Source organism: Mesorhizobium sp. M0833, from assembly GCF_040319905.1.
GTDB lineage: Bacteria > Pseudomonadota > Alphaproteobacteria > Rhizobiales > Rhizobiaceae > Mesorhizobium.
In genome coordinates, this window is sequence record NZ_JAMYOQ010000001.1 from 358,149 (window position 1) to 373,389 (window position 15,241).

At 59.2% G+C, this 15,241-nt stretch carries 13 protein-coding genes; 4 read left to right on the forward strand and 9 right to left on the reverse strand.

The genetic code is table 11. The annotated features are described in order from the left end of the window. Positions 1–395 precede the first annotated feature (395 nt). The gene (locus NKH98_RS01685; protein ID WP_352896191.1) at positions 396–1,043 is read right to left on the reverse strand and encodes a TetR/AcrR family transcriptional regulator; all 648 of its coding nucleotides are present in this window, start codon (positions 1,041–1,043) and stop codon (positions 396–398) included. A gap of 165 nt (positions 1,044–1,208) precedes the next feature. Here NKH98_RS01685 and NKH98_RS01690 point away from each other — a divergent pair, with 165 nt between their 5' ends. Next, complete coding sequence (locus NKH98_RS01690; protein ID WP_352896193.1) at positions 1,209–1,340, forward strand: hypothetical protein; 132 nt, start codon at positions 1,209–1,211, stop codon at positions 1,338–1,340. Next, positions 1,333–2,226: an NAD(P)/FAD-dependent oxidoreductase gene (locus tag NKH98_RS01695; protein ID WP_352896196.1), complete on the forward strand. Its 894-nt coding sequence runs from the start codon at positions 1,333–1,335 to the stop codon at positions 2,224–2,226. Before NKH98_RS01690 ends, NKH98_RS01695 begins: the two co-directional genes overlap by 8 nt. A gap of 600 nt (positions 2,227–2,826) precedes the next feature. On the opposite strand, the gene NKH98_RS01700 is transcribed toward NKH98_RS01695, so the two are convergent. After that, positions 2,827–3,306: an SRPBCC family protein gene (locus NKH98_RS01700; RefSeq protein ID WP_352896199.1), complete on the reverse strand. Its 480-nt coding sequence runs from the start codon at positions 3,304–3,306 to the stop codon at positions 2,827–2,829. Positions 3,307–3,322: 16 nt separating this feature from the next. Then, positions 3,323–3,682 carry an ArsR/SmtB family transcription factor gene (locus NKH98_RS01705; RefSeq protein ID WP_352645093.1) on the reverse strand — a complete coding sequence of 120 codons (360 nt, stop codon included), beginning with the start codon at positions 3,680–3,682 and terminating at the stop codon, positions 3,323–3,325. A gap of 534 nt (positions 3,683–4,216) precedes the next feature. Between NKH98_RS01705 and NKH98_RS01710 the strand changes: the two genes are divergently transcribed. Then, positions 4,217–5,428, forward strand: coding sequence for a carboxymuconolactone decarboxylase family protein (locus NKH98_RS01710; protein WP_352896202.1), 1,212 nt, complete (start codon positions 4,217–4,219; stop codon positions 5,426–5,428). A 197-nt stretch (positions 5,429–5,625) separates the two neighbouring features. Here NKH98_RS01710 and NKH98_RS01715 read toward each other — a convergent pair whose 3' ends face one another. After that, positions 5,626–6,222 carry an NADPH-dependent F420 reductase gene (locus NKH98_RS01715; RefSeq protein ID WP_352475799.1) on the reverse strand — a complete coding sequence of 199 codons (597 nt, stop codon included), beginning with the start codon at positions 6,220–6,222 and terminating at the stop codon, positions 5,626–5,628. Between the two features lie 41 nt (positions 6,223–6,263). Continuing rightward, entirely contained in the window at positions 6,264–6,998 is a 735-nt protein-coding gene (locus NKH98_RS01720; RefSeq protein WP_254818893.1) for an SDR family NAD(P)-dependent oxidoreductase, read from the reverse strand. A 261-nt stretch (positions 6,999–7,259) separates the two neighbouring features. Between NKH98_RS01720 and NKH98_RS01725 the strand changes: the two genes are divergently transcribed. After that, the gene (locus NKH98_RS01725) at positions 7,260–8,156 is read left to right on the forward strand and encodes a LysR family transcriptional regulator (protein ID WP_254818892.1); all 897 of its coding nucleotides are present in this window, start codon (positions 7,260–7,262) and stop codon (positions 8,154–8,156) included. A gap of 264 nt (positions 8,157–8,420) precedes the next feature. Here the strand turns inward: NKH98_RS01725 and NKH98_RS01730 are convergent, their stop codons facing one another. The 4 genes from NKH98_RS01730 to NKH98_RS01745 form a co-directional block, all read right to left on the reverse strand. Beyond that, positions 8,421–10,646, reverse strand: a complete 2,226-nt coding sequence (locus NKH98_RS01730) for a mechanosensitive ion channel family protein (protein ID WP_352896206.1) — start codon at positions 10,644–10,646, stop codon at positions 8,421–8,423. Positions 10,647–11,078: 432 nt separating this feature from the next. Beyond that, positions 11,079–12,149, reverse strand: a complete 1,071-nt coding sequence (locus NKH98_RS01735; RefSeq protein WP_352475797.1) for an adenylate/guanylate cyclase domain-containing protein — start codon at positions 12,147–12,149, stop codon at positions 11,079–11,081. Positions 12,150–12,152: 3 nt separating this feature from the next. Continuing rightward, entirely contained in the window at positions 12,153–12,644 is a 492-nt protein-coding gene (locus NKH98_RS01740) for a Rab family GTPase (RefSeq protein ID WP_352475796.1), read from the reverse strand. A 15-nt stretch (positions 12,645–12,659) separates the two neighbouring features. Beyond that, entirely contained in the window at positions 12,660–15,230 is a 2,571-nt protein-coding gene (locus tag NKH98_RS01745) for an OmpA family protein (RefSeq protein ID WP_352896209.1), read from the reverse strand. Positions 15,231–15,241 lie beyond the last annotated feature (11 nt).

Genomic DNA, 15,241 nt, shown 5'->3' on the forward strand with positions numbered 1-15,241 from the left:
CATTATCAATGGAATTGACACACCTATCAAGTCATTGAAATCGTTAAGTTTATCGGAGGGGCCCTAGCGCGGCTCGCAGCTTGTAGCAGATCACTCTGACGGTACTTTTGACGGCGATTTTCGTATCCGACAGAGCATTCTAAAAAGTACCGTCATTCGTTTTTGGGATTCGACGGTACTTTTCTGTTGTCCCGACTGCTGCCGGATCTGCGATGGAGAGAAGCGTCGACCCCATCCAGGCGGGAGCTTGGACCGCGGTAGATGCGAGCGTCTTTTTATCGTTGGGAGAAAGATGAGGCGCCGCGATCTGTGCAAGCTCGGCCGCGCGCGCCGGCCCAATATGACGAAGCGCCTGGACGACGGTCCCGGCCAAGCTGCCCGGAGCAATTAAATGCTTATCCGCCCGCGTGGTCGTTGCCACCGTGCGCGGCGATGAACATGGCGACTGCCGACCGGCAATAGGATTCGATTTCGTTGTCGTCCTCTGCTCTCGCCTGATCGAAGCGTGCGATAATCAGGAGATCGGATCCTTTGAAAAGCGCGGCAAACAAGCGGGCGGACCGGAGAGGATCGGGCACGTTCAGAACCGCCTTCGCGTGCAACTGACGCAACAGGGCCTCGATTTGGGCGATGACATAGGCGGGGCCGGCTTCGTAATGGAGCCTGCTTAACGACTTTTGATTCGTCTTGTCGGCCATGATCATGGCTTCGACATTGCGGACGTCCGGGCTCAACAGCGTGCGAAGCAGGGATGTTCCCACCGCCATGAGCTGATGTTCTGCCGAACCGTCGAGACCTTCAATAAGAGCCTGTGGTGCAAACTGATGACAGTGGGCCGCGATGGCCGCGCTGAACAGCGCCTCCTTGTTCTCGAAGTGCCGATAGATGCTGAGCTTGGATATCCTCGCTCGCTGGGCGACCTTGTCCAATGTCGTCGCTTGAAAACCCAATTCCACAAAGAGTTCGCACGCGGCATCGACTATCGTTTGGCCAAGCGCCTCGTTGACGGGCCGGCCGCGCCGGCCCTGGCTGTTTACGGTCACGACAATTCCTGTACTTGACAGTATCCTAATTCTTGCATTACGATACCATGTAGTATCTGAAATGTGCAAGCCAATGGGTAAGTTTCAACCTGTCCTCCAAATCCAAGTTTCCCTGGGCCGCCCGGCGATATCGAATGCGGCATTGTCCGGCCGGTCAACACAGTGATGGACGACTTTCTCGTCGATGCCGAAGCCCTGCTCGCTGCCCGTCTCGAGCGCGTATCGCTGGACGATATTTCGCGCCAGGCCCAGGCCAACCCCCTCCATCCACAACACGGAGTTTATCACCATGGATGACGTGATCATCATCGGCGGCAGCTTTGCCGGTCTCGCCGGCGCCCTGCAGCTCGGCCGTGCCCGCCGCAAGGTCACCGTTCTCGATACCGGCCTGCCGCGCAATCGCTTCGCCGGCCACTCGCATGGCCTGCTCGGTCACGATCACAAGCCACCGCTGGACATCCTGGCCGAGGCGCGGCAGCAGCTGGCGCGTTATCCCACGATCAGGCTGGTCAGTGCCCGGGCCGACAGCGTCTCCGGCGCCATCGACGATTTCTCCGTCCTCACTGGCGATGGCGAAAGCCTTGGGGCGCGCCGCCTGATCCTGAGCTATGGCGTCGCCGACCAGATGCCTGATGTTCCGGGCTTTGCCGAAAGCTGGGGCACGTCCATCGTGCCCTGTCCCTATTGCGACGGCTTTGAAGTCGCCGGCCAGCATTGGGGCCTTGTCTGGTCCGGCCCGCAGTCGCACAATTATGTCAGGCTGTACCACGATTGGACCGACACGTTAACGCTCTTCGCCGATGGTCACGACATTCCACCCGATATCCGGGCCGATCTGGCGCGCCGCAACATACCTGTCGTCGATGGCCGGATCACCGAGATCGCCCATCGCGGGGGCCATATCGCCACCGTCAATCTCGATACCGGCCGCAATGTCGCGGTCGACATCCTGTTCGCCCATCCGCGCAACAAGCCGTCCGCAAGCCTGCATGAATCACTGGGCCTCGCCACGGTCGATACGCCCCTCGGCATCGCCCTCAAGGTCGACGAGCGCCGCGAAACCAGCATTCCCGGCATCTACGCTGCCGGCGACCTCGCCAACCCCCTCATGGCCTCGGTCACCACGGCATCATCGCACGGCGCGATGGCGGGTATCTTCGCCCAGCAGTCGATGCTGGTTTGAGAGCACAGATACCCTTCTCCGGTTGCCGCGGGCCTTCATATTATGAAGGTTGCGGGCCGGTGCCACGGAACACGGCCCCCCTCTCCCCTGAGGGGCGTCTTCGGCCGGTCAGCTGCGTCAGATCATCACGAAAGAGAATGCCGCTAACCTTCGACGCCTCATGGCTCTTCGAAATCCACTTTCGCACTATCGGAACATCAATGATCCGGTAAATCTATCGCGACGCGTCTTGGACTCGCAGCGCCCAGCAGAGCACCATCTGCTGAGCGATGCCAGCTTTGCAATCAGCATGGCGGTCAGGCTTCTGGCGCTACCACCGTTCCGACTGAGCGGCCGAACTATCCTCGACGAGGACATTTGATTGCGGCCCACCGCGCACGTCGGCCTCAGAATGCGTTTCCGAATGCGGTAGTGCTCCAGCGTAGAATGGCGCGCAAAAAGGTGGTTGAGGCGGACGCGCACGACGAGACCACCTCGGTTGGTCGTGTTGCCAATGAGGTTGATGATGGTCTCGTAGGTCCGCAGAGGGCGGCGACGACCTCGTCGGGGTTCTCTTCCGCGTAGTGAAGAGCCAAGCGGCCGACCGCGAGATCGACGACTTCATGACCGTCCCACGCGCGCGCCCAGGGTGATAAGAAGCTCGTCCAGTTGCTCGAACGTCTCGACCATTGCATCCGCCGCCCCGGTGCCGGCAGCCTCGAGAACTTCCTTCGAGGGATAGAGCTCGTGCAGGACCAGCAGCGTCTTGCCACCTTTTTCCTCGAAGGTCACCGTGGTCACGGGCCCACCCTCACCATCTTCCTCATTGGTCCAGACGAGGCGCGAGTGCGCTGTCACTTCGAGGTACGTGCCGAAGAACGCCATAGCATCGGGTTCGAACTCGAGACGGTACTTGCCCCCGACACGAACATCCATTTGGCAGGAACGCAGGAGCATGCCCATCGACTTCGGCACCCACCACTGCTGGAACAGCTCGGGCTTGGTCCACGCCTCGAACACGATGCGCGCCGGGGCGTCAAAGGTTCGCGTAACGACTAGCTCACGCTCGGACTTCCGTTCCACCGTCGTGCGGTTCTTCATGGGGGTAGGCTCACTCTCACTTCCTGCGTCCATCGACCTTCTCCTTCTGTTTCAGTTCCTCGATAACCTTATCCAACTCGTCGAAGCGTGCGTCCCAGAGCTGGTTGTACCTCTCGATCCATGCCGCCTCTTCCTCTAGTCGGCGCAGGCCGAGCTTGCAGGTCCGCACGCGTCCGACCTTCTCCGTGGTCACGAGCCCCGCCTGCTCCAAGACGCCGACATGCTTTTTCATGCCCGTGAGGGTCATGTGGAACTTTTCGGCAAGGTCCGTGATCGAAGCGTCTGCACGTCCGAGATGCTCCAGAACGCCGCGTCGGGTGGCGTCCGAGAGCGCGGCGAACGAGGCATCGAAGCGGATCCGAGCATACTGAACCATGTGGTTCAGTATGTAACACACGGATTAGCGGCATTCAAGGGGAGACCGAGCGCGCTCTGCGTTGGTTCTCCATTGAGTGTAGAAAAAATTGCGCCGTTAGAGCAGGGCGTTGCCATACTCAAGAACAATCGAGTGGGAGTGAGGGGCGTGCTGTGGAGTAAAGTAGGATAGGATATCGCGCTGTAGGCGATACCAGCACAGCAAAGTAGCCGACAGTTCTCAATTCGCGATGACTGGGATCAGCCGGCATTAGCGTCGGCTCCGATGATACAAACCCTCGACTGCAGAGGTCACGTTCCGAGGGTTTGTATCAAATCCGGCTGTGCCTGGTGTGGGGCGGTCGCGACCAGCATTCCTTGTCGAGCGCCTTCGACTATGGCTAGTTCCCTTCTTTGGTTCACGACCAAGTCCGGGACGCTTCGTGAGAGAGATCGCCGGCGAGCACAGCGCACCCGCGTCCGGCCAGAGTTTTTTGGAGCTGCCCTTGTCGCCGTGGGCGGGACTCCCGCCACGATCAATCAGAAGGCATATGCAATGACAGCAACATCTCACGATAGTCGTTATTCACGCGGTCTTGAAATCTTACGGCAGATTGGCGGAGAGAATTTCGACGCGCCGATTAATAGTCTTGCCGAGACATCCGTCGACCTTTCTCGTTTCACCGTAGAATACCCATACGGAGACATTCTATCGCGGCCAGGTCTCGACCTCCCATTGCGTCAGCTGTGCACTATTTCAATGCTGCTTGCCGACGGAAGCGCCCAGCCGCAGTTGGAGTTTCATATGGCGGGCTTCCTCAACGCTGGCGGCGAGCCGAAGGCGCTCATCGAACTCATGTTTATATCTGTAGCGCTCCTCGGCTTCGCGCCAACGGTAAATGCGATCGGGCTTATTCGTGCGGTGTTCGCTGAGCGCAAGCTCGCTTTTGAACCCATCGAGCCCTCCGCAGGCGATGGATCGACACGCCGACAGGCCGGGTTGGAGGCGCTCGACCGGCTCTCTGGAGGCGATGTGCAGGCATATTTCGATGGCTTTGCTGCCGGTTCGCCTGACCTCGCGCAACTCTCCATCGAGTTCGCCTTTGGTGAAATGCTGGCGCGCGACGGCCTCGAACAAAAAGCCAAACTGTTAGCAATCATCTCGATGCTTGCTGCCAGCGGCAATCGTGTGGCGGCGCTCCGTCTTCATCTCGCCGGCGCGCTTGCCCATGGCGTGACGCGAGAGGAAATCATCGAGGTGCTGATCCAGCTCAGCGTCTATCGGGGGTTTCCGGCAGCGCTCAACGCCTTCGCCGTCGCCAAGGATATCTTCGCTGCCGGGTCGCCAACGATTGCGGCAAACGTGCCCCCACCCGCCGTGGTCGAGAGCCGCGCAGACCGGTTGGAACGCGGGCGTGCTACGCTTGCAAAAACGTCCGGTTCATCGGGCGATGCCGTGGTCCGCAGTTTCGATGATGTCGCACCTGATCTCGGTCGAATGATCGTCGAGCATTCTTATGGTGAGGTGTTTTCGCGGAGCGGAATCGACATGAAGTCTCGGGAACTCAGCGCATGCGCTGCTCTGGCAGCCGTTGGTTCTGCCACGACAGAGATTCCGCTTCGCGTGCACATCAACGCCGCGTTGAACGTTGGCGCGACGCGGGAAGAAATCCTGGAAACGCTCATAAACCTCACTCCTTACAGCGGCTATCCCGCGACACAGCAGGCGGTTCGTATCGCAGCCGAGGAATTCTCTAAGCGCGGTTAGTCCCAAAAAGGGCAGATCACCTCAGGGGTTTTCAAAACGGCGGACGACGGCCGATAACCGCGGAGCGGACGTAGGAGAGGCCGTCGCGAAACGGTCTCTCTCGCCCATGCGCTTTACTGCTGACGGTCTTTTATCAGGCGCTATGCCGAATGTGCGTGTGCCTGCGAAGCGGAAAATCGACCAATTGATGTCGATAGTCACTCCTTCTTGAACAAATCCTGGAAGATGAGCTGGCCCCAAGTACGGCCGCGTGCGTGCACCAGCGCGCCACCCTCGTTGAGCTTTCCCAGCTTGACGGGTGCGAACCCGAGTTGTTTGGCCAAGGCCGCCACGGGAGCGGTCGCGTCCTCGTCGTCGCTCGACAGAAAGACGACCCGGTGGCCGCCGTCGACGACCGGATCCGCAGCCAGGGTGGCCGCAACCAGGTGATTGAAAGCTTTGACGAGCTTGGCGCCGATGAACGCCTTCGCGATGACGACGGAGGACGGGAGACCGTCCAGCTCTTCAGGGACTGGAAACACGTTCGTCGCGTCGATGACTGTCTTGCCTTCCCAGCTCGGCAGGGTCTTCGCAATCTCGCGGTGCTCCCAGAACGGGATTGCCAAGATGATCGTGTCGGCCTCGAGTGCTTCCCGCAGCGACTTGGCGACGACCGTGGGGCCGATCGCCCGAGCCTGCGGCGCCAACGCCTCGGGCGGCCGGCGGCTCGCGACGGTCACGTCGATGTTTTTACGGGCGAAGGCGTGGGCGAGGGCCTGGCCTATCTTACCGAATCCTACAATCGCGTAGCTCATAATACTTCTCCAATCCGTGTTGGTATTGATTCCCCCGGCCTTCAGATGGCCGAGAAGCCGCCATCAACAGACAACTCCACCCCATTCACGAAGCTCGAATCGTCGGAAGCAAGAAACAGCGCGGCCGTCGCAATTTCCTCAGGACGCCCCATCTTTCCCCGCGGGATCAGGGATTCGAACATCTGCTTCGCCTCCTCGGTGAGAACTTGGTCCTGCATCGGTGTGGCGATCGGCCCCGGGTGCAGCACGTTCACCCGGATATTCCTGCCCTTGAGTTCGTTGAGCCACCCGCGCGCGAATGCGTGCAGCGCCGCCTTGCTCCCCGCATACACACTGTAACCAGGAAAACCCTTTACCGAAGCAACTGACCCGGTCATGAAGATCGATCCGCCATCGTTGAACAGCGGCAACGCCTTCTGCACCGTAAACAGCGTGCCGCGCGTATTCAGGCCGAAGGCCGCATCGAAGTGCTGCTCGGTAATCTCGCCCAGTGGGACAGCTTCGCCCGTGCCGGCGCTCGCATACAGGACGTCGATCCTGCCCTTTTCCCGCTTGACTGTATCGAACAGGCGGTCGAGGTCGTCGAGATTGGCCGCGTCGCCGCGCACGCCGGTCACGTTTCGGCCGATCAGCTTGACGGCCTCGTCCAGCGCCTCCTGTCTCCGGCCCGTGATGAAAACATAGGCGCCTTCTTCAACGAACCGCTTGGCGCTCGCCAGCGCCATGCCGCTCGATCCGCCCGTGATGACTGCAACCTTACCCTCAAGCTTTCCCATGACTTCTCCTTTCGTGGTGTCGGGACAGCATCTGCCTCCGAGAACCTCGAAATGGGTCCGCCGGCGTCAGTTATTGAGTGCGGAAGCGCGCACATCGGTGGTGCGAAATCGATCCGGCTGGACGACTGGCGCTATGACCGGTGTCCGCCGTTCGGAATTGGGCCGCGCTCGCCGACATAGGCTATGATGACCGCGCGTATTGCTGTTCGGTGTGTTAGATACGGGCTTTGGAAGGCGCACCCCGCGGTGCGGGATTGCACCATGATCGACTGGGACGACGTTCGCTACTTTCTTGCCGTCGCGCGCGGAGGCTCGGTGCGGGCTGCCGCCGAGCGCCTCGGGGTCAACCACACCACAGTGCTGCGGCGCCTTGCCCAACTGGAGGAGCGGCTGGGGGCGCAGATGTTCGAGAAGCTGCCCTCGGGCTACCGCCTGACGGCTGCGGGCGAGGAGGTCCTCGAGTTCGCGGAGCAGATGGAGGCGTCGTCGAACCGGCTGGAGACGCGAATCTTCGGGCGCGACCAGGGCGTACGCGGACTCTTGCGGGTGACGCTGGCACCGCCCCTCGCGACACACCTGCTCATGCCGGACTTCGCCGATTTCGCGCGCCTGCATCCGGACATCGAGATGGAAATCTTGTCGTCCGGCGAGCTGGCAAATCTGACCAACCGAGAGGCCGATGTCGCGATCCGCGTCGTTTACGACCGCAAAACCCTGCCGCTCAATCTTCACGGCCTGAAGGGACCGGAGCTGTTCGGCGGCGTCTACATGTCTCGCGATCGACTAACCGCATGGCGTGCGGGTTCGTCTGATCCCATCCGGTGGATCGTCATAAGCATTCATGGCATCCCGGACTGGGCCCGCGAGGGTGAGGTTCGCACCACGGGGGTTCCATTCAGGACCACGGACGGCGAGGCGCAGATCGTTGCAGTACGGCAAGGGCTGGGGATGACGACACTGCCGTGCTTCGTCGGGGATGCCGACCCCCTCCTGGTGAGGGTGCCGGGCGCCGACCTGCACATGCATGGAACGCTCTGGCTTCTCACGCAGGGGGAGACACGCAAGACGAAGCGCGTGCGGCTCTTCACGGAGTTCGTATCCCGCAGGCTCGCCGCGTACGCGCCGCTTCTCGCGGGGCTGTCCATATCGCGCGACTGACGTCCGGCAGGTAGTCGATGGCGCGGTCTCAAGCGTACCGCAGCCCGATGTAAATCTCGCGACGGTCTTTTTGGGAACTGCCGGTACGGCTCGGCCGGCGGTCGTCAGAAAGAAATCGATTGATTGATACCGATAGTCGCTGAAACCGAGCAATCGCGGACCGTCGAAATGGTGTTTGAAATCAAGAGCGCAAATTTCTGACGGATCGGCAAGACGTTCTTCGTCGTGAAAGCGGCGCTGTGACCGGCAGGTGTCACAGCTTCCCTATTCCGTTGTGCTAGCTTTTTTTCTGCGCCGATTGGTATGCGACTGCGCGACGGCCATTTTCAACTCGGGTGTGAGCTCCAACGGCGCATTCTCCGCTCCATGTGGGTTCTGTAGCCCCTGGACCTGGACGGTCGGAAATGGGAGTTCGATGCCCTGCTCCTTGAAGACCTGGCGCAGGCGTACATAGAACTTGCGTTTCATACCGAACGCGCCTCCCGGTCTGGTTGTGGCCTTGACCCTCAACACGATGCCGTATTCGCCGAACTCCTGTACGCCCTGCATCTTGATCGGGTCGAGCACCCAGTGTTTGAACTCTGGATCTTCCGCCAGTTCGAGGCCGATCCGCTTGATCAGCTTGCGAGCGAAGTCGATATCGGTGTCATAACCAACGGTGATGTTGAATTTGTCGATAACCCAGTCACGGCTCTGGTTCTGGACTGCCCCGAGTTCACCGAAAGGTATCGTGAACAGCGGACCACGATGGTGGCGCAGCTTCACCGAGCGCAGCGAAAAGCTTTCCACAGTACCCTTGTAATTGCCCGATGAAATGTATTCGCCAACACGAAACGCATCATCGAGCAGAAAAAACACGCCTGAAATAACGTCCTTGACGATGGTTTGTGCGCCAAAGCCCACGGCGACGCCGACGACGCCGGCGCCGGCAATCAATGGGCCGATCTGGATTCCCAGCGAGGCGAGCATCATAAGCACCGCCATCACGATGATCGATGCGAGCAGAATGTTCTGGAGGATCGGCAAGAGCGTGTGCAGCCGCGCCTGTTGCGGATCGAGGACCGGAACGTCCTCGTCGCTGATCACAGGGTGCGGTGTTTCGATGCCGAGCTTTCGTTCAATCAAAGCTTTGATGATCGACCAGCCGAAGTCGGCGGCGAGGGCAATCACCACGACATTGATCAAGCCGCGCAATATGAACGTTGTCGTCGTATCGCTGTCCCGCATGGATTGCATGTCCAGACCCCAGACACGTGCGAGAAGGTAAGCCGCCGCCAGGATGAAAATCATTCGGATTCCGCGATCGATGACAGCGATCGTCACCGCCGGGATCGTGGGCCGGCCGACATCTTCCGAACCTGGCCGCAGAACGAAATTAACCCCGCGCTGCGTCACCACGATCGCCAAAGGCAGGAAGAATGCGGCGAAGGTGAACCAGAAGTATGTATTAAGGCCGGCGATACGTTGCAGGAACAGGACGACGAAATAAGCAGTCAATAGCCATGTCGCTTCCGTGTGACCGATGTGGCTCGCACCGTCTCGCTGCGTTCTTGGCCGACGCCAAATGGCAAGCAGCAGGAGCAACAGCAGCACGAAATCGGCGCCCAGTGACAGGACCATCATTCCGTCCTGATCGATGCCGAGACCTGGCAAGAGGATAAACGCGGCGCCGAAGAAGGCGAAGACGCCGACGATCCGGGGTAGCCAAAAGGACCAATGGTCAGCCGCTTCGTTGGTGATCGGCAAAGCACGAACCTCGACGGCGTTCTCGACGTTCATGAAGGAAGGAACGAGCATGGCCATGACGTACATGCGCACACCCCATGTAACGACTGCCGCCATCAGAAATGTCAGTACAATCTCGCGGATAAGCATCGGCCAGTCGAACAACATGAATGCGCCGGCGCTGCCCAGTGCGAATGAGACTATCAGCATGCTGGAATAAAGCAGGCGGCCACCAATCTTCTTGGCTCGCCCAACGGGCGTATCCTTGGGTTGCGCGATAATCCAGAGACGAAATGGGCGGGTGAGCTTGTACGTTGCCCAAGTGAGCGCCAGGCCGGCAGCGATGAACATTGCAATCAGCACAAATACGCCGGCAGGCCCCTTGCTGGACATATCCTCCATTGTCTCTGCCCGAACGCGCGCGAACTGGCTTGGCAGCAAGGGCAAAGTTCGCACGATTCTTTCGATATGATGCCTGATCCCATCGAGCGTCGAGGATGCCATCGTATTCATCGGGCCTGGTGCGGCCACGGCGCTGGACGATGCGTCGGTCGGCGAAGCCCCTGGCTCGGCAGGCGCTCCCGTTGACCCGGCGTCCTGATTTCGCTGTTCGGCCACCCAGGCCTTCACTGACGGATCGTCGAGAAGCTCGAACAGCTGTTTGACCCTTTCAGGCGGGACCGTCGCCGGCGCCTGCGCCTGTGCCTGACCAGCCAACAAAAGGGCGATCCCAAAGACGAGCGGCCTGGCAATCAAGGCAAACATCGCAGTCAGGTCTCCGAGACGCCGTGCTGGACGCGCCAGATCCCTGGCCCCCAATCGTCGAGTGATGCGTGGCATCGTGCTGTAACCTTCCGGTCAAATCGGCAAGCAACGACATCTATGTCGGTTGTTGCCCTACCTTGAAGAAACCGATGTTGCGGTGCAAGACGTCATCGTTCCGAGCCGGACCTTGCGCCGGGTACTTGGCGGTGTTTATTTGGCCGCGGGGACAGGGCATTCCTCGGCCCAGGCCTCCGGCCGTTCGATGAACCGGGCATCGACGTTAAACCTCAGGAACTGATTTCCTGAGCTGACCAGGACAGACCTTTGGCGGTCGCTCGGTGGTCAACTGCTTCGCGCACCGCTGCGGACATTGGAAACCATGTGTGGCTAGAGATGCAATGCGCTTCCGGGTCGGCGCTGCCATGCGGCAAATCAGGCCGGGAGCCGCCACATTCGCACACGACCTGTACCACGCAATTCCGTTTCCTCGAGTGGGTCGCAAGCAAAATTTGGTCCAAGCAGTTGATGAGTTGCATCCGAAATACGGATTTCATCGGGCTCCGCGGACGTTTGGATACGTGCGGCGAGATTAACGGTGTCGCCCCATAGGTCATAGGCAAACCGCCTTTTGCCTATGACGCCCGCCACGATTGGTCCCGAGTGAATTCCAATTCTGAGTCTTATCGGTTCTCCTGCGAAGCGTTCGCGCTTGACCTCGTTGCGCAGTTCAAGTGCATAGTGCGCAAGGGCTTCCGCATGATCGGATCGCGCGGCGGGCAGGCCAGCGACCACCATCACACAATCGCCGATTGTCTTGATCTTTTCGCAGCCGTATTGCTCCGAGAGCAGATCCGCCGCCTTGAAGAAGTAATTTAAAATAGCGAGCGTCGTTACGGCTCCGACGCTCCGCGCTCTTTCCGTAAAACCGACGATGTCGGCAAAAAGCACACTCACGTCAGCATGGTTGTCTGCAATTTGTTCGTCCGCTTTTAAGCGCTCCGCGATCGACGCCGGAAGAATGTTGAGGAGTAGGGCTTCGGCGCGTTGGTATTCACGCGACAATCCCTCTTGGCTCGCCCTCAACGCCTCGTTCATCGATTGTAATTTCTCGTTGAGTTGACGCTCCCTCTCTTGCAGAAGCGTCATTTCATAAGCCTTCTGTTGAAGCCGCTGCCTATTGTCGCGTTCGGCAGCGGCGTCAAGAAAGAGCAGCCACACGCAGGCATTGTCAGCAAAAAGATGGAGGTCCGCGACACGCCCGCCGGGCAGTTCGACCATGGCCATATCAAATGGAAGCTCCGGGCAGGGCAACAAACCTTCCATGAATTCAAGCTGCTCGGCAACAGGCTTACCTATGCGAACTGACGAGAGTCCGTAATGTCTAACGTTACCGCCCTTCGCAGCTACGCAAAGCTGGGCGTCGATTTTTAGATATGCGACCGAGCGCTCGTTGTAGAAGAAATCGTAAATCCAGCTTCTAACTTCTCTTGGCAAGACATGCATGGTTTATTTGCTGACCATCGAAGCAAGTTGACGAAACGCGTCATCAACATGTTCACCCGAAAGCGCACTTGTTAGATAGATTTGCCATCCAAGTTCCCTCAGTTCGTCAATTTCACTATCCGATATTGCCCACCGATCGGCCAGATCGGATTTGTTGAACAGCAATACAAACGGCATAGCGCCGAATTCAGCCTCGGCCCGCTCGCGCAACGTGAGCGCCACGGCAAGAGTAGCAGCGCGTGTTCCATCGACGACAAGCACGAGCCCACTCGCACCTCGCACATAGCTGACGCGGAATGAGCCGATATCGTCTTCGCCGGCCAAGTCCCACAAAATCAGATCCACGGTTTTGTCCGGGAATGCGACACTCTTCTTGTCGATTTTCACTCCCACCGTGGTCAAGTAGGTTTCTGAAAAGATGCTTTGCACAAACCTGCGAACCAGACTCGTCTTTCCGACAGCGAACCCGCCCAACATGCAGATCTTCTTTTGCAATATCCTGGGCTCCGCCTAGTGGAAGTTTACCGTAACCGAAACTCTGCGGTTCGCGGAGCTCCCGGTTCGGCTATTTTCAGTCTCCGCTGGCTCAAAGGTGCCCGCGCCGCGAACCAAGAGCAATTCCGGATCGACGCCGCGTTTCTTGAGAAGCGCACGAACTGTTTCCGCGCGCGCCGCGCTGATCGACAACTTGGCCGTTTCACGGCCCGTCTCGTCCGAATGGCCGGTCAACATGAATTGTGCTGTTACCCCTGCCTTGCGGGCGTCCGTGGCCAATTCCTTCAACTGACTCGCCAATTTGTCGAGAACCGGCAGTTGCTCTGGTCCCGGTACAGCCTTGCCAGAATCGAAGAAAATGCTGACCGTTTGAATAGCCTCCCTCAAATGAGTCAGTTCCGGAGGGGTCAACTCACGCAGCTCGGAGAGTTCTAGAGAGAGTCCGTCCGCGGACAGCTGTTGGGCGGCGACCCGCGCCCGATCTATCCAGGCGGCAGGAGCCTCACCCTGGGCAACGATGCGATCCTTGATGATCGAAAGCCGTACTGAATCCGGCGGAGTCAGCGACGCCATCAGCCGCTTCACCACGAACTTCGGATGAAGGCTTTGATAGAATTGCCATTGCGAATGAACGCGGGCAGGATCGACCCCTGTTCCGGACAGCAGAACCTGCGGGTCGGCGGCCTGCGGGTCTCTCAGGCCGGAAATATAGAAATGTCCGCCCCTCGCCGTTTGCTGGGCGACGATGATTCCCGCTTGGGCCTCCAGTCGTGACACATAGGCCTGCCAGTGCTCCGCCGCGCGTGCTTCGGGGCTCACATCACGAACTTTGGAGATGTCGAATTCCGGTCCGCCTGCCGAAAGCTGTCGGGCCGCTGCGCGCGCCCGATCTATCCAGGTGTCGGGAGCCTCACCCTCGGCAACGATGCGATCCTCGACGATCGAAAGCCGAACCGATTTCGGCGGGTTAAGCGACGCTGTCAGCCGCTTCAGCACGAACTCCGGCTCAAGGCTTTGATAGAATTGCCACTGCGAATGAACGCGGGCGGGATCGACCTGCGTACCGGCCAACAGCGACTGCGGGTCGGCGGCAAGAGGGTCTCTCAGGCCGGCAATATAGAATTGGCCATCGCGCACCTTTTGTTCGGCAACGATAATACCCGGCTGGGCCTCCAGTCGCGACACATAAGTCTGCCAGCGCTCCGCCGCGCGTGCTTCGGGGCTCACATCACGAACCCTGGAGATATCGAATTCCGGTCCACCTGCCGAAAGTTGCTGGGCTGCTGCGCGCGCCCGATCTATCCAGGTGTCGGGAGCCTCCCCCTCGGCAACGATGCGATCATTGACGATCGAAAGTCGTACTGAATCCGGCGGAACCAGCGACGCCGTCAGCCGCTTCAACACGAACTCCGGCTCAAGACTCTGATAGAATTGCCAGTGTGAATGAACGCGGGCGGGATCGACCTGCGTTCCGGCCAACAGCGACTGCGGGTCGGCGGCAAGAGGGTCTCTCAGGCCGGTAATATAGAATTGGCCATCGCGCACCTTTTGGTCGGCAACGATGATGCCCGGCTGGATCCCCAGTCGCGACACATACGCCTGCCAGCGCTGCACGGATTGCCAGGAAAGAAAGAACCAACCGCCTGCGGGAATCAAAACCAGCAGGACTGCAGCCAGGACCAGCCACGGAAATCCCTGGTTTGATTCCTCCTGCTTCAGATCAACGCAGGTCTGCAACTGCGTCTCGACGCCGGCCAACTGCGAACTGTCGCCGTCAAACTGCTCCAGGGCCTGTGAGCATTCATCATGGATGCGAAGCAATACATCGCGAATTATCTCATGTAATTCCTCCGGCGGATTTCCCCGGATCACCGCAACCAAGGTCGCAAACGGCCCAACTTCCGACCAGAGACGAAGCTCCCCGAAACGGATAGTGTCCAGGCCACTCTGCTCTTTCTCGTTAAATGAGTCTTTTACAAAATCCTGAATTGCACTAAGCATCGAGGAAATCAGTTGAGGATCTTCGCTGGTTGCGTTTTCGGCAGTTACATGCTTGATCAAAAGCCCGGAATTGCGGTGAATGAGAAAGACATGTTCTACACGATAGACAAGAGAATGCCTAAGAACAACTTCTGAGAAGCTTGCCCCCGTTCTCCAAGCTTCAAATCTCCACTTGAGCCCATGCCAAGTAAATATGTGTCTTAAGGTTTCATTCAGCGACTGAAAGGTTTGGTCGATCTTTTCGCCGATCGACTTGCGAATAGCCGGCAGAAACACCGGGTATAATATATCCGTCAGCGTGCGCGGGCTTTTCTGGATGGACCGTTGCACAGCCCTCTCGACAACTGGCGCAAGGGCCTCGCCGAGTTGCGCATGAGACGCGCGTGCGGCTGCACCGGGGAGGACGCCCCCCACTGCCGCCGCAAGCTGCTCAGGTTCGTCGAGCAGGTGGGTAACTCGTGAAAGCTCCGAAATTTCGCGGCCGACCAGCAACTGGCGAAGCGTTTCCATGCGAGGATCGGCGGTTGGGATTCCGTCGAGACGCGCACGATAGTCCGGATCAACGTTCCGGGCAATTTCGATCAAAAGGCGAGCCA